Source organism: Adhaeretor mobilis (assembly GCF_007741515.1).
Taxonomy (GTDB): domain Bacteria; phylum Planctomycetota; class Planctomycetia; order Pirellulales; family Lacipirellulaceae; genus Adhaeretor; species Adhaeretor mobilis.
In genome coordinates, this window is the sequence record NZ_CP036263.1 from 3,296,141 (window position 1) to 3,318,803 (window position 22,663).

Annotated in this window: 13 protein-coding genes; 1 reads left to right on the forward strand and 12 read right to left on the reverse strand. The window is 55.0% G+C overall.

The window, feature by feature from the left end; all coding sequences use genetic code 11:
* The 11 genes from HG15A2_RS13025 to HG15A2_RS13075 all read right to left on the reverse strand — a co-directional run bounded on the left by HG15A2_RS13025 (position 1) and on the right by HG15A2_RS13075 (position 20,694).
* Entirely contained in the window at positions 1-1,794 is a 1,794-nt protein-coding gene (locus HG15A2_RS13025) for a S1C family serine protease (protein WP_145060651.1), read from the reverse strand.
* Entirely contained in the window at positions 1,791-3,071 is a 1,281-nt protein-coding gene (locus tag HG15A2_RS13030) for an NPCBM/NEW2 domain-containing protein (protein ID WP_145060652.1), read from the reverse strand. Before HG15A2_RS13030 ends, HG15A2_RS13025 begins: the two co-directional genes overlap by 4 nt.
* Positions 3,072-3,107: 36 nt before the next feature.
* Positions 3,108-4,181: a hypothetical protein gene (locus HG15A2_RS13035; RefSeq protein ID WP_145060653.1), complete on the reverse strand. Its 1,074-nt coding sequence runs from the start codon at positions 4,179-4,181 to the stop codon at positions 3,108-3,110.
* Positions 4,178-5,980: a hypothetical protein gene (locus tag HG15A2_RS13040; RefSeq protein ID WP_145060654.1), complete on the reverse strand. Its 1,803-nt coding sequence runs from the start codon at positions 5,978-5,980 to the stop codon at positions 4,178-4,180. Before HG15A2_RS13040 ends, HG15A2_RS13035 begins: the two co-directional genes overlap by 4 nt.
* 18 nt (positions 5,981-5,998) lie before the next feature.
* Positions 5,999-8,266, reverse strand: a complete 2,268-nt coding sequence (locus tag HG15A2_RS13045; RefSeq protein ID WP_145060655.1) for a hypothetical protein — start codon at positions 8,264-8,266, stop codon at positions 5,999-6,001.
* Between the two features lie 7 nt (positions 8,267-8,273).
* Positions 8,274-10,748, reverse strand: a complete 2,475-nt coding sequence (locus tag HG15A2_RS13050) for a hypothetical protein (RefSeq protein ID WP_145060656.1) — start codon at positions 10,746-10,748, stop codon at positions 8,274-8,276.
* The gene (locus tag HG15A2_RS13055; RefSeq protein WP_145060657.1) at positions 10,745-12,979 is read right to left on the reverse strand and encodes a BatA domain-containing protein; all 2,235 of its coding nucleotides are present in this window, start codon (positions 12,977-12,979) and stop codon (positions 10,745-10,747) included. Before HG15A2_RS13055 ends, HG15A2_RS13050 begins: the two co-directional genes overlap by 4 nt.
* Complete coding sequence (locus HG15A2_RS13060) at positions 12,976-13,881, reverse strand: DUF58 domain-containing protein (RefSeq protein ID WP_145060658.1); 906 nt, start codon at positions 13,879-13,881, stop codon at positions 12,976-12,978. The genes HG15A2_RS13055 and HG15A2_RS13060 overlap by 4 nt, the downstream gene beginning before the upstream one ends.
* Positions 13,847-14,902 (reverse strand): AAA family ATPase, encoded by a 1,056-nt coding sequence (locus HG15A2_RS13065; protein ID WP_145060659.1) that lies wholly within the window; start codon positions 14,900-14,902, stop codon positions 13,847-13,849. Before HG15A2_RS13065 ends, HG15A2_RS13060 begins: the two co-directional genes overlap by 35 nt.
* 64 nt (positions 14,903-14,966) lie before the next feature.
* Positions 14,967-16,007, reverse strand: a complete 1,041-nt coding sequence (locus HG15A2_RS13070) for a prenyltransferase/squalene oxidase repeat-containing protein (RefSeq protein ID WP_145060660.1) — start codon at positions 16,005-16,007, stop codon at positions 14,967-14,969.
* A gap of 52 nt (positions 16,008-16,059) precedes the next feature.
* Positions 16,060-20,694, reverse strand: a complete 4,635-nt coding sequence (locus HG15A2_RS13075) for an outer membrane protein assembly factor BamB family protein (RefSeq protein WP_145060661.1) — start codon at positions 20,692-20,694, stop codon at positions 16,060-16,062.
* A 446-nt stretch (positions 20,695-21,140) separates the two neighbouring features.
* Here HG15A2_RS13075 and HG15A2_RS13080 point away from each other — a divergent pair, with 446 nt between their 5' ends.
* Positions 21,141-21,461: an HU family DNA-binding protein gene (locus HG15A2_RS13080; RefSeq protein ID WP_145060662.1), complete on the forward strand. Its 321-nt coding sequence runs from the start codon at positions 21,141-21,143 to the stop codon at positions 21,459-21,461.
* A 289-nt stretch (positions 21,462-21,750) separates the two neighbouring features.
* Here the strand turns inward: HG15A2_RS13080 and HG15A2_RS13085 are convergent, their stop codons facing one another.
* Positions 21,751-22,626 carry a lamin tail domain-containing protein gene (locus HG15A2_RS13085; RefSeq protein WP_145060663.1) on the reverse strand — a complete coding sequence of 292 codons (876 nt, stop codon included), beginning with the start codon at positions 22,624-22,626 and terminating at the stop codon, positions 21,751-21,753.
* Positions 22,627-22,663 lie beyond the last annotated feature (37 nt).

Consider the following 22,663-nt stretch of genomic DNA (forward strand, 5'->3'; position numbering starts at 1 on the left):
TTAGCCTTGAGGTTCTGCTTGTTTGGGAGTGTCAGAAGTTTGCGTCGACTCGCCAGATTTCAACCAGTTCTCAATGGTCAAATCCGCGAATGGTTCGTCTCCGTAAATGATGGTCCATCGAGTCGGCAAGCGGCGACCCTGCATCTCTTCGTACTCGCCAAACCGCCACTCGCAGGGGTCGCTCTCATCGTTGGGCCATAGTTCAAGTGTTATGAGGTCGCCGGTTTTTGTGTCAAAGAATAATCGCAACTCCATCCCTTGAGAGAGCCCAACAAGACAATCCGCCACTTCCTGGTTTTCTCCCGTTGGCAGCCGACCCAGGTAATACACTTCGCCAAATTGCCGAAGCCCTTTCTCAGCAAATCGCTGTAGCAGATGCATACCGACAAGCATCCCGCCACTGTTGGGTGGGCTCAACTGGGTAGAGAGATCACCCACGAAGGAGGCTGAAAATTTACCCCAAGGTAATCGGATGTCTGAGAATCGCTGCTCACTCTCCAACTTGAATGGCTTACCCGACTCTAACTTTCCGGTCGCATTCCAGTGGTAGCCTAATGCGGCAAAGTCTGTCCGCTGGGTGAAATGCTCCCAGAGCTGCTCTTGCTCCTGCAGGTTGTACCAATAGTTTGCATATCCGCGGCGCTCTTGGTATCGTTTGGCCACTTCTTCTGGTGGCCCTGGCTTCTTACCAAGAAGTCGGTCAAGGCCAGGAACTTTAGGGAGTTGAGGCTTGTCTTCGTCTTGTGATTCCTTCGGTCGCGGTGGGATTTCTGGTGTGGCTTTCTGTTCGCGTTGAACCAAATCAATCAGTTCCGATTCGCCGTGCTTGCCCATCAACCGCACGGTCACTTCGTTGGTAATCCCATCTCGGCGGTAAGCAATCGGCACGGTCCAGCCACGCGGGTAAACGCCGAGCACATTCTGCAAGGCGTTTGCTGAGGAGACGCTGCGATTGCCGAAACGTACAATGACATCGTCGTAGCGAAGGCCTCGTCGGTAGGCGTCGCTCGATTCGAGAATGTCGTCAATGCGAACTTCCCTCCCTTCCCCAGTGCTAACTGTTGCACCGAGTGAAGCATGATCGAGAATCCGGCCGCTCTTCAGGTGCCCCAAGAATCGCATGACTTGATTGATAGAAATGGCGTAGCCCACGCCGACGTTCACGCGGCCTCGCTTCTCAAATGAGCCGCGCCCATTAATGCCAATCAGCCGCCCTTGCGCATCGAATAGCGGCCCACCTGAGTTACCCGGGTTGATGGCTGCGTCGGTTTGTAGACAGTCTGTATATTCCAGCAGTGTGCCCGCCGGAAACTGGTACCGATGAACGCCGGAAATCATGCCGTAGGTAATAGTGGGCGTGAAATCGTCGGCCAGCAAGAAAGGATTGCCTGCTGCGAAGGCCCAATCGCCGACCTCCACCTTGTTGCTGTCGGCGATCTCAGCCACAGGAAAATCTTCTCGCCCGAGTAGCTGAATAAGTGCGACGTCGCCCACTGGATCGATACTCACCAGAACCGCGTCGTACAAATTGCCGTCAGACAAGCCGCACTTCATGGCCACTCCGCAGGGCTGCACAACATGAAAATTGGTAATCGCGAAACCATCCGGCGAAATGATGACACCCGAGCCTCCGCCAGCACCTTCGCTATCGAAAACAGCAACAGTTGGTAGCGACGCTTTGGCGATCGCTGCGATGCGCTTCGATTCAGCGTCCAAAACCGCTACCACCGGTTCCACAGCATTAGCTTGCGAGCAGGTAAGCCCAAGAAGCAAAGTCAGTGCGAGCTTGTTCATTTGCTAACCCGCGGGTTGATGAGGTGGAGTTGGTCGCCGCAGTCGAGATTCTCTCCATAGTCGACAAAAATCCGCAAACGGCGAACCCCATCGAGTGGGAAGGTAATGGCCATGGGAGCGTCCTGGCCGTCGATTTCACCCTCCCACAGCCGTCGACCGCGGGAACTGAATTCGAGCAGGACGTTCCCCTGGCTGGACATCTCGGGATTGATGCCAGCGAGCGTTTCAAAGCGTTGCATCCCTGTGGGAATCTCAAAAATCATTTCAGTTCGACTGCGAATCGCAATTCCTCGCTGGTAGGCTTTCGTACTCTTCCTCCCCGACTCGAAGTCTGCCAACTGCAAACTCGATCCCGTAAACGCCTGATTGAACCGCGGCTCGCCCTGGCGTCGCAGTGTTTCACTTTGCTTGGGGAACCCGATCAACGGCGTCCATTTGAGTGCCAAGGGACGTAAATCGCTAAGGTAGGCGAGTTTGCCGCTGGAGAAATCTAGCGAGAGAACCTCACGCAGCGGAATGTTGAGCGACAGTCCGATTGGCGTTTCAAGCGTGAGCTGCGAGTCGTCAGAGGAGGCTTGTAAACGTCGGCAGGCGATCTGGGAGCCGTCTCGTAGGTGGGCTACGCAGAGTGCGACAGGAGTTTTCGCTAGCTTAGAATGAAAGTAGACAATCGCGGCCACCTTACTACGCTTTACTGGCACGACTTCTCCGTCCCAATTGAATTCAACTCTTTCTTGACTCACTTGTTGGACAATACCGCTGATCGAGTCCCAATTGGGGGCTTCTGAAGAGTCTGATTTCTTTCGCACTACGAGCAGATCACCGTGCGATTGATCGGCAAGTAGTTCACTCCAATATGGCTCGACTGCTACCGTCAGTGGGACGAGCCGTGCATACCGAATGTGTTCGGTTGGTACTTCAAGCGTTTCGTTGGAGAAGGGAGAACGAATCAATGCAGTCCGTTGAGCAGCTTCAAAGTGCTGAATCGAGAGTAGGGTTCCGTCAATCGTAGCCAGTGCCATATCGGGAGACGTGCCGGAAGATGCGCGGCCTGTGCTACTGCTCTCATTAATGGCGACCGATAACAAATCGGCTGCAGCGATCCGTTTGCTACCGTCTGTAGTGAGAGTTTCGAGACCAATCTCGTCAATCTGAAACGTCTGAATGCTCTCTTGCTGACCATCGATGGTCGTGACGCTTGCGGCAAGACATGTCCTGACCGGCTCTGTGAAGCCGCCTAAAAGCACGATAATAAGCAGGGATAAAGAAGGACGCATAGGTGACTATTCTTAACTGAGTTCGATTTTCGTCTCTTATCGCTGAGACGCAGGCTTTTGGTTGGATTCCGTCGCAAGTTCGCGAAAGTACTCTTCGATGACCTCCCGATAGTGGGCTGGAAAATCGCGGCCAATTTGCTGCAAGGCCTGTTCACGCTCTCTAGGTGGAAGATCCCCCCACCCCGCCTGGCGCCCAATATCCTTAGCATCGACACGGCCTGGTGCTTTGAGTTCTGCGGGGCGGCTATCTTCCATGGGTTTCGAGCTTTGCTGAGATTGGCTCGAAGAGGATTGTTGTTGCTGCTTCTGCTGTTCTTCGGCTTGCCTGATCAGTCTATCGAGAGCGCCAAGCACGCCGTCTTCAATCATTTGTACCTGCTTGCCAGCCCGCCCTAGACTCAATCTGCGGCCGACGTCATCCATTCGCTTGGCGATATGGTTTAGCGACTGATCGTCGAGATTTGCCAAATCGCGTTCCAGAAGTCTCGCCACTTGCTGGTAGCGACGTGGGATGTCGTCCTCACGTTCTAATAATCGAACGAGTTCAGCACGTGCCATATCTGGCTTCACGATTTGCTGATAGGCAACCGCACGATAGAAAAGCAATGCGGCTGGATCGACAACATCCTCAACTCGCAAAGGCTTCAATACCGCAATTGTTTCATCGTACAAACGATGTTGAGCCAACCATCTCGCGTAGTAGAGGCTTATGTTGACAGTGAGGAAACCACGTCGATCCTTGCTGTTGAGCCAATCTATATCCGGCAACTTCGGCCCCGAGTAGGGACGGCTACATGTTTCCATCAATTTCGCAACTTGCAGATCGGCTATCGCGCAGCTCGCCACCGTTCGGGTGAGTAAGTCGTCCGAAGCCTCCCCCTCGGACCAGAGCGAATCGAGCTGTTCCTGCTGCTCCTTGCTAAGGTCTTGCTCGGCCGCCCATCTCTCTAGTTCTTGCGACACGTCCTCGGCGCTAGGCACCTGCCAAGTGGGCTCGAATGACAACTCCGCATCAGCACTCTGGAATGGAAACACAAGCATTGCAGCAAGGACCATTGCTTTCGAGATTGCCACTGTGTAGTGCGCCAAAGGAATCACGGGACTTATCATCGATTCCGTCCTGTATGTAGGTCGTGAGTGGCTTGGAAGATGCGTTCCTGGCGCTCTGCAAGGTTTTGCAACGCCTCGATCAATTCTGCCTCGAACGCTTGCTCACCCTCAATGATCTGATCGTAACTCTTGGTGCGTTTATTGACGCGTGATTGCAGTGCGCGAATCATTCGTAGTTCGGCAAGCTGATTGACCAGCGGCTGCTCGCCGGGCTCGCCAGTTTGTTGCTGCTGCTGTTGTTGATTGGCTTGCTGCTCTCGAAGTTCCTCCAACGCCTTCTGAATAGCTGCGAGCGCATCTTCGAGCGCTGCGATGACATCTTCCTCCAAGGCTTGCGTGAGGACGCTCGTCTTTAAGTCGGAAAGGCGTAGGGAAATCGACTGCATGTCTTCCCTTGCTTGCTCGAGCGCTTCTGGGAAGGCGACTGATGTGCCATCTTCGCGGAGCAAGGTCAACGCGCGATCTGCCTCTCGCACTACTTGGTCTTGCCGCCGACTCAATCGTCCGGCGGCAATCTCGACCTCGTGACGGGGAGCCTTGTCGACGGAGTTGTCGAGCCGCACCGTTTCGTCATAGACTTCGATCTCGGCTTCGAGCATCTTGCGAAATCTTGCTTCCAGCAGAACGAGGGTCCTTTGCAGCTCTTCTTCGCGTAACTGCCGGAGTATTTTCTCTAGTTCTGCTTTGGCCGTCTCAAGTTCTCGCTGAGCTTGCCGTTGATCCTCAAGGGCTCCTTCTCGCTTCGCATCTTTGAGTTTCTTCTCCGCCTGCTGTTGACGTTGCTGGGCTTTTTGAATGTTGTCCGCAGCACGCTGTGCTGGCGACTTTTGGGGCTGTTGTTCTTGTTGCGGTTGCTCACCGGGGGGACTCTCACCCGAGCCTTGTTGTGACTGCCCCTCGCTTGGTTCACTTTCGCTTGGTTTACCTTCTTGGGATTGTCCGCCTGAGGGCTCACCTTCGCTAGGTTGACTCTCAGATGGTTCGCCGTCGCTGGGCTGGCCTTCGCTAGGCTCACCTTCTTTGGGCTGGCCTTCTTTGGCCTGGGCCGCTTGTGAAGGATTGCCGTTGTCTGACGACTTGTCTCCACCTTTGTCAGTCGACTTTTGGTCGCCCTTGCTCGAAGATTTCTCCCCATTATCACCTGGCATGTTGCCCGGTTGTTGTGGGGAACCAGACTCACCTGGCTGAGCCTGAGTGTCTTCGTTGCTGCCCTCTGACTTGGCGATCTCTTTACCCAGCTCGCCGGTCTGCTCGCTCAGTTGCTTTTGGTCCTCTGCCAAGTCTTCTGCGGAATCGCCCCCCTCGTTGCGAGCTGCAATGCTACGTTGTTGGCGGATCAATTTTTTGACGCCCTTCAAGTAGCGAGCGATACGTTTTCGCTCGGACTCGATCTGCCGGTCACGATCCTCTTGGAGCATCAGATCGAGGAGCTGCTTGAGCTGCTTGTGGAGTTCCTCCTGACTACCGAGAGCTGTGGAGAAGCGTTCTTGCTCAAGCAACTGGACGACCTTGGCGAAGTTCCCGGGGAGGTCGTCCTGCCGACTGCGAGTGACTACTTCGCGAAGCAGCTTTGCCCGTTGGGGCTGCGTGCCACGGGAGAGTTCGGCAAGTCGTCCGGCGAGCAGTTCCAAACGCTCGTACCGTCGAGCCAGTTGCTGCTGCTTCGCTGCTAAGTCTCGCTCTCCAGCGGCAGCGTTGTCTTGAGCGTCGGCCGAACAAGCAGCCGCAAAGACTACACCAAGGGCGCAGCACAAGAGCAGGACTGTCGAGGCATGGCGAGTTGGAGCTAAGGTGGTCATAATACCGTCGCGAAAAAGCTAGTCTTCTAACAAGTTTCTTAACTTATTCTTCTGTTGTTGTCGTGTGTCTTGTCGCAGTTCGTCCTGCTCTTTGACGATTCCCCGGAGTAATTCCACCAGTTCATTGTAACTCTCCAGCTCCAGCATGCGATCCAAAACCGCCTTCATGCCAGCCACGACTTCATCGGCCCGTGCCTGAGCAAGCTTCAACGGGGGGCCTGCTTCTTCTGGGGATTTATCAAAAACCGTACGTAGATCGCCGAGCGCGATTTCCAATTGCGGCATGAGCTGGTTGGCGACCTCTCCTAAAGGCTCAGAAATATCGCTCTCCAGGCGGTTCTTAAGTTCCTCGGTATCGATTCGGTTATTCACCAGTTCCACGACAATTTCATCGAAGCCTTCCGCGACACCGAGCGTTTCGTAGGCGAGTTGCGTCGTGTTCTGACGGGCGCCTGTGATTCTCAGACGGCTCCTTTCATGACGGCGACGATCGGTTATATTTTCACCCGCCAGGCCATTTCCTTCCTGAGCCTCGTCGTCTGGAGCTTGGTCACTAGTTTGTTGGGTTGAGGAGTCATCTTCAATACGGCTGAGCAATTCCCGCGTTCCGACCATCTTCTCGTAGATAGCTTCAAATCTTTGACGCAAGCCAAGCTCGCGGCGTTCGAGCAGGGCTCGCAGTTCCGATGGTGTGACCACATCGAAAGCAATTCGTGGACTGGAAGCGATGCGCGAACCCTCACCAAGATTATAGGCATCGTCGGCGGAAACTGTGATCGCTAACTTCTGCCCAGGGACTAGCCGCAACTTGCGTACGCCCGTTTCCGCGTCGCCTGCCGCTAAATCTAATGCTGTCAGTCGAGTGATCTTCCGAACCCCCACAGGTCGGTCACTTACTGGGTACCGAATTGGCGGTTGCTGGTTGATTTGCAACTCGCACCACGCAGCGTTGATTCCGTAATCATCGCTAACGAAACCTACCAAAGGGACCATTGCTTCGGGAGTGACTGCCGTACTCACGCCGCGAACCGAAACGGACACTTCGGGCAGCGCGTCGGTGATCATCGCCACGTTCAGACGGTATGGTTCGCGATTGGTAACGCCGTCAGTGTCCGTAAGTTCGATTTGAACTAGCCGATCAGTCGTAATGCTTCCCAAGTCAAACTGACAACTTTGCCGGCTATCGCCTACGAGTGTTGTTGGTAGGACCTGCTGCTCTGAGGCATCGAATGCGCGGACTCGCGCAAGCGGCTTGGTTGTCTGCAAGATGCAAACAGCGTGCGTCCCTTCGGGAATCTCTTGCCTTACCCTTGATGCAAACGACGTGGGGGCGAGCCCTAAATAGTCAGGATACTCGCAGGCAATGGAAACGCTCGCCACGGCCGGTCGCGAGACTGTCCGCAGTTTTAGGTCCCTCAGACGAGCATCGCCGCCAATGACATCAAACTCCAAGTCTCGTGTAACTTCTTCAAACTGGTAGCGGTATTTCTGATACTTATCCCGTCCCGGCAACGCCCTGCCGACTTGCACCATGCGATCGCGTCCGCGCTCGCCGCTGGCGAGACGATAACGAATTTCGACGTAGTCAGGCGCTTCCTGTGGTGCGACTATCGATGCGAGCACCTCTAGCTCAAAGGAATCGTTGCGTGCAATGCTGCGGATTGGCGAGTCGACAAATGCCGGGGCGGTGAGTTGCACCGTGCGCGGCCAGGGAGCCGTGGATAGGTTCATGCGCTGCAGCCAGAAACCAAAAGCCTGCTGGTTGAGCATGGCAAAGCTACCGATCGACGTGAGCAGCAACCCCGCGACCAGGGCTTTTCCAACAAGCGGGCGAGGCTTGAATACGCTCCATAACGATGCGCCACGAACTGCCTCACTCACCCGCTCACCCGTGGTCTCTACTAGCTTACGCTCGAATGCATCTGTGGGCGGTTGCCGGCCGGCCTGCACCGAAGTCACTAGGCCATCGCCCAGTTCAGGATGCTGTCGTTCGATCAACAGGGCAAGACTCTCCGCGGGAAGCGCGCGCCCAAGGCGGCTGAAGAGATACTTCCATAATCCCCAGCCAGCTACCAACGCGACCAGCACCCAAACAGCAATCCGAATCGCAGGGCGCGGCTCGAAGGACCAATCCAGTGCGAGGGCAAGCCAGAATGATAGCCCAAGAATCAAGGCAACTACAGCGATACTCTCCAGAACTACATATCCGCGCACTAACCAACGTAACCGGCTCACCTTGCGAGCGACGGGGCGGGGCATTCGGTAATTGGAAGCGATAGTAGACATGAAGTGGTTAGGCTAGTTTCATGAGCCGTCGCAATAGCCACTCGAGGCTCAATGCTCCGGCTATGACGCCGAGGAGTGTGAGATGAATTCGCTCGCTGTATTTTTTGCTTACTTTTCCTCGCATGATCTTGGTTTCCGCTCGACTCTCGATAGCGTCTCCCAACGGGCGGAGATCATCTACCCCTTCGGCAGCAACGCGCAGGCTACTGTAATAGCGTCCGCCGGTTGATTCGGCCAGTTTTGCTAATAAGTCTACGTTGCGCCGCGTCTGTTCGAATTCTAGATCGGGCAGAGAAACGCCTAAGCGACGGGTGATTAGTTCGTCCACCGAATCGGGCGCAGGCAATTCAAGGCGATAGTCGCCCTGAAGGTTGACGCTCAATTGGCCTAGGAAGTTCCCAGGGCGATTCTCGTCAGCCATCAAACCCATGGTTTGCGATTTCCCTTGGGGGTCGGTAACTCGCAGAGCGACTTGCTTTGCCAAGTAAGGTTCCTGGGAAGCCGTTCGCAGTTGAGCACGCAGGGGGACCTCTTCTCCGACGGTATACTCATCGCGAGCGATGAGCAGCATGCCTCGCGAGGAACCGCGGTGGAGCCGCCCTTGGGTCGTGTGACGGATGAGCTGCGTGTAGAATCGTTCCAACAAGCCGGGGTCCACTGCACGCAACCGCCACATTTCGCCGCTGCCAAGATAAAACACGCGGCCTGAACCGTAGAATTGCTCTGCCATATAGACCGGTCGCTCGACACTAATACCTGCATCAGGGTCACTATATCTGCCGTAGACTTGTGCCCCCGGTTTGGCGCCCTTCACGGCATAGCATCCGTACACGCCGGGAAACTCTGCCCAGAGAGCGCGGCTCTCCTCGGAACTGTCTGCGAGCGAGAGAAACCCCGCCTCTTCGCCGGCGCGGCTGAATTCGATCGGCCAAGGCGTTGTTGAGCCATAGATGCCATCATCCAATAGGGTGAGCCGTCGCTGGAATTCAATCGGATAGAGCCCCCGAATCGGAGCGTGCTCGGGACTCTGTACCCATGCGGCTGTGTGAATGGGGCCGGCAATAAGAATCAGAGCACCAGCCTGTTCAGAGACCCAATTCTCTAACAGCTGTACTTGCTGCGCATCGAGTAGCGTCCAATCCGGATCGAACGCGACGATGCAATCGTACTCGAATAGGTCTGCCTTCTCGCTGGGGAAATCCGTAAGTACTTCGTCAGCGTCTTGCGAGATGCCAAGAGTCGAAAGCTGAAGCAATACGTCAACCGTGGTATGGCGATCTCGTTGCAGTTGGTTTCTCAAGAAACGATATTCACGAGTCGCGCCACTGGCGACGAGCAACACACGGGTAGCCGTCTCGATGACATCGATTTCAGCTCGCTTGCTATTGTCGCCTGCGTATTGATCGTCCGTGGGAGCGTTGATGCGTGCTTCTAATTCGATACGCCCTACTTCAGTTGGCTGGATCTCGAATTCGAGCGACTCAGTTTGGGCGTCGCTAAGAATGTCGAGAGTCTGTTTGCCAACGAGCGTCGCTGGGCTGCCTTCCCCCTGTTTGGCAAACAGTTCGACAGTAAAGGAGCGATTGCGAAAGCCCTCAGCGTGGACAATCGCTCGCACTTTGGTTTTGTCGTCTGGATAGGCTCGTGGCGGGGCAGCCAGTTCTTGGAGCCGGAGGTTGGTCCGAGGTCGTGTGGAACCAAGTCCCACCGTGTAGATCGGCACCTCGTTGGCTTGGGCCATTTCGGTGAGGTCCGCCGGTGCGACACCCGAATTATTAACCCCATCTGAGATAACAACGACACCAACCAACGGCTTGCGTGAGGCATCCTCCAGGGCATCTGCCAGGACATCGCCGAGATTGGTCGTCGGGCCCAGCGGCTTCAATTCAGTTTTCCAGTCGAGAGAGGACGAAGGTTGCTCGGTAAAATCGGGGGCCTCCTCCTTGCTTCTTGCGTCTCCATCTGATTGTTTTTCCGCAGTAAATTCGCCCCGCTTCCACTGAGCTATTCGACGCGTCAATCCTCCGAACACGCGGACGCTGACATCGTGCTGGTCTGAGAGGCCTTTGAGCAATTGCGAATCGGTGAGCAGGTCGGCAACCGCTTCAGATCGAGTCAGTCCTTTGCCATCTCCGTAGGTCTCATCCTCGACGGCCATACTTTGGCTCACATCGACGAGCACCGTGACTTGAGAGTCCTCGATGATCATTTGGTCGGTGCGTTTAGTGGGCTTCAGGAAGAAAACGACAGCTCCGGCAATGGCGACAATCCGCAAGAACCCAAGCAGCACTGCCACCGAGCGCGGCAAGCTGGATGACTCTCTTCCGTACTGCCAAATAACAAAAAGCAAGCCGAGTACCAATCCAATGACCAGCAGAGCGAGAAACGAGCGAGGGTCGTCAGCTTCAACGAGCCGTTCCAACTGATAAGTGGTCAGGTCGCTCGTGGCAGCAATGAGCTGGTAGGAGGTCGTGCTGATCATGCGATCGCTCTCCGCGTTGCGACTCGCCCGTGATAACTGGCAGCTACGGCCACAAGTTGCTCGATAGCAAGCGTGGCTAGCAATCCCCAAAACAGTAAATCGCGCAGTGGGTACCCCGCTAGCTTTTGATTTCCTTCAGCAACACTGGAAGCGAGCAGGAATTCGTAGTCGATGCCATCAAGCAACTCCGCCAGATCGCCGCGTTGGAGAGTGTGGAGGTCCCCCTCACCGCGAGGGACATTCACAGCGATGACGCGTGTAGGCGTAGCAGCAACATCTTCTCGATTTTCTATTGGCTGGAGATCGAATCGCCAGACGCCACTCGTGGTCGGCTTAGTGGACTTGAAGGTCAAGTTTTGCTCATTCGCCTCGCCTATGATTACCGTCGGCTTCACTGCCGAATCAGGAGCGATGATTTCTGCCTCTCCTTGGTAGTCTGATTCGGGTACGACGACTTCGAGCACATCGCCGGAGGTTAGCAGATGGTACTGTCGCTTTGCTGCGGTCAGGTAGCCGGCCAATTCGTTGGCGTAGATCGGGAACATAGGGTTCAGCCCCCAATTACTCCACACGCCTAGGTCGGTGGACTTCGGCGAGAGTTTACAAAGCTGCATCACGACGCGTCCCTCGCCAAAACCCTTCTCCATAATGAGAGGCGCACCATTGCGGAGTTTAGCCAATGGTTGCGCGGCTTCTGGTTGCCATTCTGGCAAGAGTGCGAAGTAGAACTCCACTCGCACTAATTTCAAGAAGCTATTGCGCTGCCCGCTGAAGATGCTGAACAGAGGGTGATCGCTGACCTCGACATCGGCTGTGGCAGAATCGGAGTCTCGGAGTAACTGTGTGGGAATATCCAACGGAGCGGGCAGTAGGCCTTCCCCGTCGCGATAGAGACTTTCGTTGTAAAACTGCCGTCGCGTTTGTTCACCGAGAAAGATTCCAAGCCCGCCACCTCGCTCCACATACGCCTCCAACACGTCGACTTCCGTCTGGTCGAGCTTCGGCACATCGAGCAAGAAAATGGCGGCGAATTGGTCTAGTTGGTCGTGTTGTCGCAAGAATGAGGCACGCTCGATTTGAGGGCTCCAACCGGCAAGATTTTTTTCGCCTGGGCTCAGCGCGGTCTCCAGAAAGTAGCCGTCGTCCCCTCGAGGTGAACTATCAATCAGGAGTAGTGGAATTGTCTTGGGGACTTGCGCGGCAAAATAACGGACGTTGTCGAGTGCGACAGCATCTGGCTCCAAACTAGCAGTCAGTTGGTGAGGCCCTGCCGTTTCATACGTGACTCGGAATCGCTGGGAAGCGTCTTCACCCGCTTCAATGGTGCCAAGTTGAATTGCAGGTAGTTTGTCGCGATCGGCTTGTACGGTCACGGTCACTTCGTTGGCGGGTGTGTCGCCATAGTTGGCTACCTCGACCACGTACCACGTCTCGACTCCAGTGGCGCGAATGCCTGACTCTGGTTCCAGACGTGTGACAGCCAAATTGTCACGTGTTTCGCCTACGCACTGGATCAAACGCAAATGAGATACCTGAGCACGATAACGCTGAACAAGTTGCGAGAGTTGCGTCTCTTCTTGCCACTGCTGTTTTCGAAAATCGGAAACGAGGTAAGCTATCCGCGTTTCGTCCGCTGCTGTCTCAGGCATGCGCAGCGCTGCTTCGAGGGCATCTACTGGCCCTGCGTTGGACTCGTTTGGATGCGACACGGCAAAGTCTTCTTGCAGCGATTCGAGAAGCTTCGCGTTGAGTTTTTGCTGATATATTTCGGGAGTGGAACCGACTGAGAGCCGCTCGGCCTCAGAGAATCGTAGGATCGTAACCACTTGTTCCGAGTCGGCGGCGTTGGACTGGGAAAGTAGCCGCTCAATGGCCTTTTTCGCTTCTTCAAATGCTGAGGTTTCTCCCCATTGGTCGGTCATGGAATAGCTATCATCCAGCAGCAGCACGTGGTGTTTCATGCCGGCTCCGAAAATCTTCGCCCAAGCAGGGCGAATTACTGGACTGGCGAGCATACCCACGACCAGAGCAATCGCGGCAGTACGCAGCAGCAGTAGCAAGAGCTGCCGCAGCACGACCCACTTCTTGTTGCGTTTTTGACTTTCCAGTAGAAAGTCCATGGCAGCCCATTCCACGCGTTGCCTGCGGCGCAGGTTGATCAAATGGATCAACACGGGCAGGGCTAGCAGCGGTAAGCCAAAGGTCAGCAGTGTTGGGAAGAGGTACGTCAATTCTTTCGTCCGGCAGCCATGCGGCGGGTGAGGAATTTTGCTAGCGCTGCATCGAGAGGATCGCTCGTGCGTACGAGCAAATAGTCCACGGCATCCCGAGCACAGCCGTGTCGGAGTGTGGAGAGGAACTGCTCGAGCGATTCCAGATACCCGTCTCGCAGTGCCCTAGGGTTACAGTTGAAGTGGCGAGGCAACTCCAGGCCTTCAAATCGCGTAGGACCGTCGAAAGGGAAATCGAGTTCGTCGTCATCCATAATGTGCAATAAAAGCACGTCGTGCCCACGCTGCCGCAAGAGTCGCAATCCCCGCAGCGTCGATTCGACATCGCCAAGCAAGTCCGACACGATGACCATCATGCCGCGCTGGGGGCTTTGCTCCGCAAGTTCGCGAAAAATGCCTCCTGGGTCGGTCTTGTTTTCGGGAGTTGAGGCGTCCAAGGCCTGGACGATAGCGCGCAGATGATTGTTGCTGCTGCGAAGCGGCGTGCGTGCCCGAATCGTCTCGTCAAAGGCTAAACACTGGACCGCGTCGTGCTGTTTCAGCAAGAGATACGCGAGACTCACGGCTACCGTGGCAGCGTATTCATATTTATTTAGCGGCCCCGAGCCGTACTGCATACTCTTGGAAACGTCTACCAGCAGCGTTGTACGCATGTTGGCGTCTTCTTCGAATTGTTTAACGTACAGCTTGTCTTGTTTGGCCCAGACCTTCCAATCGACATGACGTAGATCGTCGCCGGGAGAGTACTGGCGATGTTGGAGGAACTCAATCGACTGGCCGAAGTAGGGACTACGGTGCATACCGCTCATAAAGCCCTCGACGATATGTCGCGCGCGTATCTCCAGTCGACCGATCCGACGGATCGCCTCAGGATGCAAAAATCGCTTTGAATCGGGCGTCATTGGCCAATTCATCCTCTCGCGCGGGCGTCGACTCAAGTAACTGCTCGATGACTTGGTCGGAGTTCACGCCGTCACTCTCTGCGGCGAAGTTCACAACGACACGATGCCGAAGTACCGGTTTCGCCAGTGCCTGGACATCTTCGACCGATACGTTGGTGCGACGGTTCATTAATGCGCGAGCTTTCGCCCCAAGGATCAAGAACTGTACCGCTCGCGGTCCGGCCCCCCATGCCAGTTGATCGGCCGCAAACTCTGGCACGTGGGATTCGCCGACGCGAGTTTGTCTAACGAGCGACAGTGCATATTTAATGACGTGGTCAGACACGGGCACTAAGCGGACCATGTTTTGTAAGGAGAGAATTTCCTCCGGCGAGACTACCGGTTTCACCATGTCCGCGGGTGTCCCGGTGGTACGGCGCACAACCTCGAACTCCTCATCGAAGCTGGGGTAAGTGACTAGCACCTTAAACATGAACCGATCTTGCTGAGCTTCAGGCAGCGGGTACGTGCCTTCTTGCTCAATCGGGTTTTGAGTGGCGAGTACGAAGAATGGGTCCGCCAGTTGATGACGCACGCGGCCGACCGTCACCTGGCGCTCCTGCATGGCTTCAAGCAGTGCGGCTTGCGTCTTGGGCGGTGTGCGATTGATTTCGTCGGCAAGAATGATATTGGAGAAGAGTGGCCCCTCAAGAAACCGCATCTCTCGTTGCCCCGTAGAGCGATTCTCCTCAATGATATCTGTGCCGGTGATATCGGCAGGCATTAAGTCGGGCGTGAACTGGATACGGTTAAAGGAAAGGTTGAGCGTGCGTGCAAGCGTGCTGATGAGTAGCGTTTTCGCCAGCCCAGGGACGCCCTCCAACATGCAGTGCCCCCGGCTGAAGAGGCTGATAAGCAGTTGATCGATCACGGCATCCTGACCGACGATCACGTGGGCGAGTTGCTCACGGATGCGATCGACGGCTGAGGCGAGTTGTTCGATTAGTTGGCCGTCGGCCATATCATCCGAGGAGTTTGTCATTGAGCTTTTCAGTTTTCTAATTCTCGAAACCCCATCCCACGACCAGGTTTTCAGGGATAGGATCTTAGCGTTGATAAATGGGCAGCGAAGCTTTCTCAAGTTGAAGCATAATGAGGTTGAGCGAAGTCGTGTAGACCGGGCCAATATAACCTTGCTGCCAGGAAGCGGCCTTATTGTCGCCAATGCTGACGGTCATCGCTTCATTAAGCAAGCGTTTCTCGATGGCCTCGCGGTATTCTTTCCATGGTTTGCCGCCCTCTCGGTAACGTACCTGAGCGTAATAGAAATGTGCGTAATGCCAATGGCCAAAACTGTCTCGATTGTCCGGCCTCAGGTGGTCTCGGCAATATTTGACCATCCGAGGAACGTACTCGTCGTCGTACTCACCCGCATTGTACAGGCAGGCGACAGCGGCGGCAGTGATTGCAGGACGACCGCCCCCCCCTTTGGAACTGTATTGCACAGCGCCATCTTTGAGCGTGCAACGGTGGATATATTTTACCGCTTTGTCGATAATTTCCTTTGGCACGGCGATTCCCGCATTGCGACACCCGCGCAGGCCTTGTACTTGAGTGATGGTGGTTGAGCCCTCGTCGAAGCCGCTACCATCCTTCGCGCTCACGTACCCCCAACCGCCGGCCTTGGTTTGAGCCCGACCGGTGAACTCAACCGCTTTAGTGAGTACTTCAATGAGTTCGGTGCGGCGTTCCAGGTCTTCTTCCTCTCCAAGCACTTGGGAGAGAAACAACATGGCAAAGCCATGCCCGTAAGTATAGCGATCGTCGTCGGAGTCACCGATCAGACCATTCTGCCGGGTTCGCCTCACTAGATAATCGACGGCACGGCGTAGGTTCTCTGCGTACTTTCCTTGCGTGGTGGTCGAGCCCTCACATAGTATCGCTACCCCTGCTAGCGAAGTCATTGCCGTAGGGTAACGCTGTTGAGCCTTCCAGCATCCCGACGCCTGCTGCTGAAATGCGAGCCAATCGAGCCCCTGAGAGATCGTCGTACGCAACTTCGGGTTGTCTATCGACGCATGGCATTGGCCAACGAAGAGTACAGCGATTACGGTTACCAGAACTATCTGACAGCGAACGGATTGCATGATGGGGGTCTCTGGCGATTTGAGAATCGGGGGCAGACGATTTGCGGGTTTCTTACTTATCGTTGCCCAGTTTCTGTAGAATCCGTTGGAGTCCGCCCGCCGTGGGGACGTTACTAGACTCCACTTCTGCCATAGCAGGAGGCATCGGGGGGCGTGGTTTATCTGTAAATCGCAACTGCACCAATCTACTGGACATCTCCGCCTGCACCACGTGTTGCGATTCGTCCGAAACTTGGAGTTGGAAGTGCCCGCTACTCGAACCGGGTAAGGCATCCGTGCGGTACAAACTCGCACCGGTGCGCCGATCTAGGGCAAGCAAGGTTATACCTTGCCGGCTTCCTTGGGCATCATGCCGTGAAAGACTTGCAACGAACATTAGGACGGGTAAGTCGGAAGGTTGGGTAACCGACCAGCCTTGGTGATCGAGCTCAGCAGGCCGAGCCCAGAGGCTCTCGCCTGTATTGCGATCAAAGGCGTCAACCCGACCATTGATGATGGCGTAGTCAGTCGTATTGATTGGTCGGGTGCGTCGATTGTTGGGGCTATTGTTGGGGCTATTTTCAACTCTGTTGGTGAGCAAAAGCATACTTGCCGAGCCCACAGACAGGTGAATTTCCTTGAGACGTTCAGCCACCCCGAACGAGGATTCGACTAGGACATCTCCTTGCAAGCCGTCAATGATTCTCGCTTCGCCGGTGGGCGTGACGGTTGCAATAAACCGCCCACGATCAATATCTACCCGCGTGCTGTCAGGAAATAGATAGCTCCACTGAGTCTCACCAGTACTTGCATCGATCGAAGCAATCTCCCAGCGTTGGTCCTCCGGCCGACCTCGATCTTGGCTCCAAGAAATAACATTCCGCCCGAGGGTTGTCAGGTGCTCGTGCCAGGGTGGTACTTCGACCTCGTCGATTTCACGCCCATCGATCATGCTGTAAACGGTCGCTCTGGCACTACCCTCTGGCGTGACGAACAACAGATCGCTATCGCCAAACAAGTCGCAACCAGCCGGCACATCGCCGCGCGACCACAACACGCGACCGTCCAATGGGTCGACACAAACCAGCCGTGACTGATCTTGGTAGACACAACCGTGTGCGGTGACGGGGCCAATGACGCCTATCCAGTTGCCGTCCCAAGTCGAGCGGCTAGCGCGGTAGGAGCCTGTCTTTCGAGTGACATGTTTGCCGGCAGCCGCGTGGTACGAGCCAGACCCAAGTTCGCTAGACAGATTCTTCTGCCACAGAATAGCTGGCTGATTGTTGCCTTTGCCTGCCAATGTGTTGAAAGCAGCAATCTGGCGGCCAAATGAAACGACGACAACGTTGCCATGCGAAGCTGCATGCATATTGCCAATCTGGCGGTAATTTACCTGTTGTCGCTGTTGCAATTCGATCATTGTGCGGAAGAACTCTTTACCCAGACTGTCCCTGATCGTTAACTCGCCGACACGCGAAAAAGAAATCTGGCAACCGCCGAGAACTTCGTCAGTTTGTTCCATGCGAATCCCATACTGCGGGCTTCGACTGGTACGACGCGAGGTGCTACTCGTGAGCGAAATCGCCTCCACTCTGCCAGTAGGCCAATCAACTTCAGGCAGAGCGGCTACTGAGAAGCCGGCAACGATCTGTGCGCCAGTCTTTCCATCGAGGCAGACGGTATTTGCGAGTGGTCCAGCCAGGAGTTGATCGTATTCGTACGCTTGGCGGTGCTGACCGACGCTATGCAACAGTGCAGCAGCGCGAGCAATCGCTTCATCGCGCACTTCCGGCTGCGAGGATTGCATCAACTCTTGCAATCTCATTTGAGCACCGAGCAGTTCTCCCTCCTCGAGCTTCACCTTAGTCAACTTGAGTTTGGTCGTATCATCCAGCATGCTGCCGAAAAAGGCGAGTTTTTCGTCGGCACCTTGCGATTCGAGGACTGACTCGGAGCGAATCACATTTGCGAATTTGGCTGCTAGTTTCTCACGAATTTGGGGATCTGCCTGTGACCATATGTTTGCCATCTGCCCCGAAATCCAGCGCGGAACAGCAACCTTACGATGCTTTTCAACATCGTACAGTTTCTCCGTTGAAACACCCAGATTGTATATTTCGAGGCACGAATCGGCAGCAGCCAGCAATTCGCCCGACTCAGTGAGTCCGGACGCTTTGATGCGTTGCAAACGAGCCCGTGAATCGGGGCTGCCATCCTGCAACTTCTCCAACATGGGTATGCGATTGCGGTAGGTGACAAAATCTTCTTCTAGGGCGGTCACCAGCGCTTGCACAAGAATTTCTCTCGTTGAGTACGAATCCTCGTCCCCCCGGAATGCCCGCTCAAGAAGCGAAACCGCTTCGCTAAGCCGCCCCTCGTTGTACGCGACCTCGCCAAGAGTCCTCAGCGCCTCGACATCTTGTGGCGACTTCGCGAGCAAAGCGTTTGCCTGCTTGCGTAGTACTTCAATCTGATCGAAACGCTGCAAGAACTGTCCGTCATACGAGAGAACAGCCCCCTGGTGACATACCAAATTACCAAGCACGTTGCCATCGCGGGAGGTCGAGCGGGCCACGATCTCACCGCGAGTGACATCGATCGCAATCACCTCGGCCGAACTCAACGGGAGATAATACTTACCATCGCTGAGAAAACCGCTGCCACTAGGGGAAGTGCCCGCTGGAAACTTGATCGTCTCGCCCAGTTGCTTGCCGTTTTCGACGGAAAGTAGCTTTACATCGCTAGGGCCCACGAGGAGCACACGCTCAGAATCAACGCAGGCTAGACGGATCGAGGAGCCTTTGGGCTTCTTCCAAATCCGCTTTCCTGATTGCAGATCAATGCAGTGGATCGAGGAAGAGTCAGGAGGGGTGATCAGGACTCGGCCTGCTGCAAGAATTGTAGCAGCGTCGGTCCAGGTGCTTTGAGGGTTAGCATCCTGGCGAATCTCTTGCCTACGGTAGCGCGGCGAGGCAAGCTCATCAACCTCGTAGCGATAAGCCCATCCAAGTGAGTGTTTGGTCAAATCAACGCCGATTACAATACCGGCACCGATAGGACTGACAAGCATTCCCGATGCGTAGGAGGGACTCGAGCTCAGTAGTCGACGACGGGAATCCAAGCCGATACCCCGGTCGAGGTTCACCAGTTGCTGCTGCCCATGGACTTCGCCCGTAGAAGCCTTGACCGCGTAAAGATGGACCGAGTTTCTGAGCTCGATCAGCCCGTAGAGATCGTCCCCTAAGGATAAAGGACTACCCAAGAAGAACCCACCAACCAGCGGTCCGTTGCCAACAGCGCAATCAATTTCCCAGAGCAGTTTCCCCTGGGTTTGCAAATCGTAAGCACAAAGCCGGTTTGTAACATCCCCACTTACTTGATGGCCCCGACCAAACGCTGGGGCGAATGGGTCTTCATCGTCTTGGGAAAGCGGCGTAAGATCACGGATCACGAACACGCGTCGGCCATCGCTATTGATCGTACCGTAAAGGTGATCACGCCAGAGGCTTCGGCCGAAGACACGTGCCGGCTCTGGGTCGAGTTGTTTGTCTCCTGTTGAATTCGATTCGGCGATCAGTTCCTCGATCTCGGTGGTGCCCTGAGGTTCCGCCTGCCAGACTCGCTTGCCTGTCTTGAAGTTGACAGCGACGAGTGAGTGGGGCGAACGCACGAGGACGGTATTCCCAACTGCCAAGGGCGAACCGGCTACCGGAGTGAGCTCTTGCTTCCGCATCTTTTCCGCGAAAAGGTTCCCGAAGATTTGCTCTAATCTGGGGTGCGAGAGCAACCGCACGCTCCAGCGGATACGCATGTGAGGCAAGCCACCTTGGCTTTCTGCATTTCGGGACGGACTACCCCGCAGCATGGCCCAGTCTTCGAGGCCGATTGTAACATCAGGTCTTGGTGTGCCCAGAACCCGCTTCACCCAAGCTACGGTGGTACGATCGTCGGTCAACTTGGTCGGCGAACCGCCTATTTCAATACGACGACCAACCATTTGCCTGAGCGGCTCAAGCGCTGCCCGGGCGGCCGTTTCATCGCCAAGCGAAATAAAACAAATGGCTGCGCGCAAGTGCAGGGGAGCGCCCAGGTGGAGAACAGCGGCAGGCGTGTTCAGCAGCCGTTGATAAGCTAGTGCGGCCAGTAGAGTTCGGCCTTCATCGGTGTCGCGTTGGGCTAGCAACAGCGCCGCCTCGTACCCTGATGGTGTGTGGTAGTAGCGTTGCACGATTTCGGCGAAGTCCTCACGCTCGCCCGACTCAATGGCTGCTCGCAGTCGCCTTTCTGCCGTCGGTGCGTAGGTTGCCAAATATGCTTCACGCCCGTCTGCAGGCAGCGAGCTCAGTAGTTGATCTGCGTGGTCCTTCAGTCCTACGATCTCTTTACTGTCCTGAGATTCGATAAAATAATCTGATGAGCCTGCTAAAACCGCATCGAGAAAGCGAAGCGATTGTGTGTACTCTTCCTTCGCAAGGCTCTCTTTTGCTTTGCGAATACCGCGAGTTAAGTTGCGATCTTGCGGCAACTCAACACCCGCGTTATTGAAGTCCTCCAGTTGAATTTGCCCCGGTTGGGCCGACAACTCAGCACTCAGCACGGCCATAGCCAGCAGGAACAAGGCACACAGGTCCTGCCGCACGAGCGTCGACTTGGCGATGCAACGGGGCGGCTGTTGTCGCTGAAGCTGTTGGTGGTGAAATCGCATCATGCGGGGGCAAATCGGGCTGTGAAATAACGTTGAGGCCAATAAACAGCAACAAAACGGGATTTTTTCAATTCTGAGGGGCTTTGCCTATCCATTGTAGGCGTGGCAAGCAGAATAAGCCTCAAAAACGACGAGAAAGTAAGGAATTAACCATGTGGAAAAGCACTCTAAAGTGCTTGTAGTACATAGTTTACGACCTAGCGTTAGTAGGTTCAATTGCTTGGCCCCTCGGCTGCCCATGGACAGGGTATTGATGCTGAAGTGCTGGGCGATCCAAGAGAAGACAGAGAAAGGCCCTGTTTTTCTAGTGTTTTTTAATGGGATGCGCCTTGAATTAGGGTGCCAGCACCACTTAAAGTCAAACACGTCGCGAGAAGTACATGAGCGGCTTCGCCGCATACTTGAACCATCCATTACCGAACTAGAACTTACTTAGGAGGTTTCCCACAATGGCTAAGGCCGCAGCAGCAAAACCGCCCACCAAAACCGAAATTTTCAACAACATTTCTGAGAGCACAGGCGTCTCGAAGAAAGAAGTTGCCGCCGTGTTCGATGCACTTAGCGATGAAATTGCAAAATCGCTCGGCAAGAAGGGTCCTGAGTCGTTCACGCTTCCAGGCCTCTGCAAAATTGTTGTTCAAAAGAAACCGGCCGTTCCTGCACGCAAGGGTATTAACCCCTTCACCAAGGAAGAGCAGATGTTCAAAGCCAAACCGGCTCGCAACGTCATCAAGATTCGCCCCTTGAAGAAGCTCAAGGATATGGTGTGAGACAAGTAGTAGACTGTTGTAAAACAGAAAAGCCCGCCGCATCTGGCTGATGCGGCGGGTTTTTTCTTTTTCGGGCGGGTGTTTCTAACCAACTCTAGTGGACAGCGACGGGCTCGCACCGCCGACACCGGCCTTTTCAGCTCGTTCTACCAACGCGACCTAATCCGATAAATCACGTTGTTTCAAAGTGATCTATCGTCACCCTGAACCGTGACGATCCTTCGCAAGAAATTGCATTGTTTCTCGAAGTTTAGCGGTACTCATTCTGAGGTGCAGCCATGCGCTAGATTTAGCTAAAGACTTCTTCGAGCAACTCCTCAGTCAGCCATTGCTGTTCGGCAGGTGCAGCGTCAGATTCTTTGGGAGTAGAGGCAACTTCCTTGATCAAAGGAGCCGATGTTTGCGGGTGCTGTTCCGGGGTGGCGAGGTTGGCTGTCTCAGGTGTCGAGAAGGGCTCTAGCGGAAATAACGCGCCTTCACTGGTTTTACTGACTGCCTGCATGGAGATTACCAAATCGACAAGCTCCGCTTTGCTGGCCTGGCCGGCTTGCAGAGACGCTTGCAGCGGTTCGGCACCCGTTTCATCGACGTACCCTGTCGAAACAAAAGCACCTATCGAGCTGCTAGTCACAAATTCACTTTGCCAGGCTAGAAAATCCGCTCCCTCAACATCGCCATCCCCGTTGGCGTCGCCGTCAGTAAGACTTGCATTGGCCGTCCCAAGTCCGGCCTGCCAAGCCGCCAGATCGCCACTATCAACGGAACCACTATTGTCGAAGTCAGCCACAACGTTGGCACTGCTCAGCAAGTTGCTACCAAGTGATGTTAAAGGACCGCTGCCGTTTGGTAGTCTACCGAGCGATTCTCCCGTGAGCGTCTCGCCGAAATCGACCATGTCTTCGAGTCCCTTCATCACTCCAGCAGTTGCCCAAGTCAAGTAAACCTGATCTCCTTCGTTACTCAAGGCAAAATCTTTGAGTCCGGGAGCAGAGGGATTGGGATTGAAGTCCGACTCATCAAAAACGAGGTAGGCTTCGGCTGCAATCACGGTCCCGTTCGGGATTTGGAACTTAAGCAGGTCACTGCTTGCGTCGCTGAGGTACCAACCACCAACGTCGACTGCTGCGGAAGTTGGGTTAAACAAAAGGCTTAGGCGGTAGAACATTTACCCTAGCTCGTTACGCTGGATTTTGACACGGAAA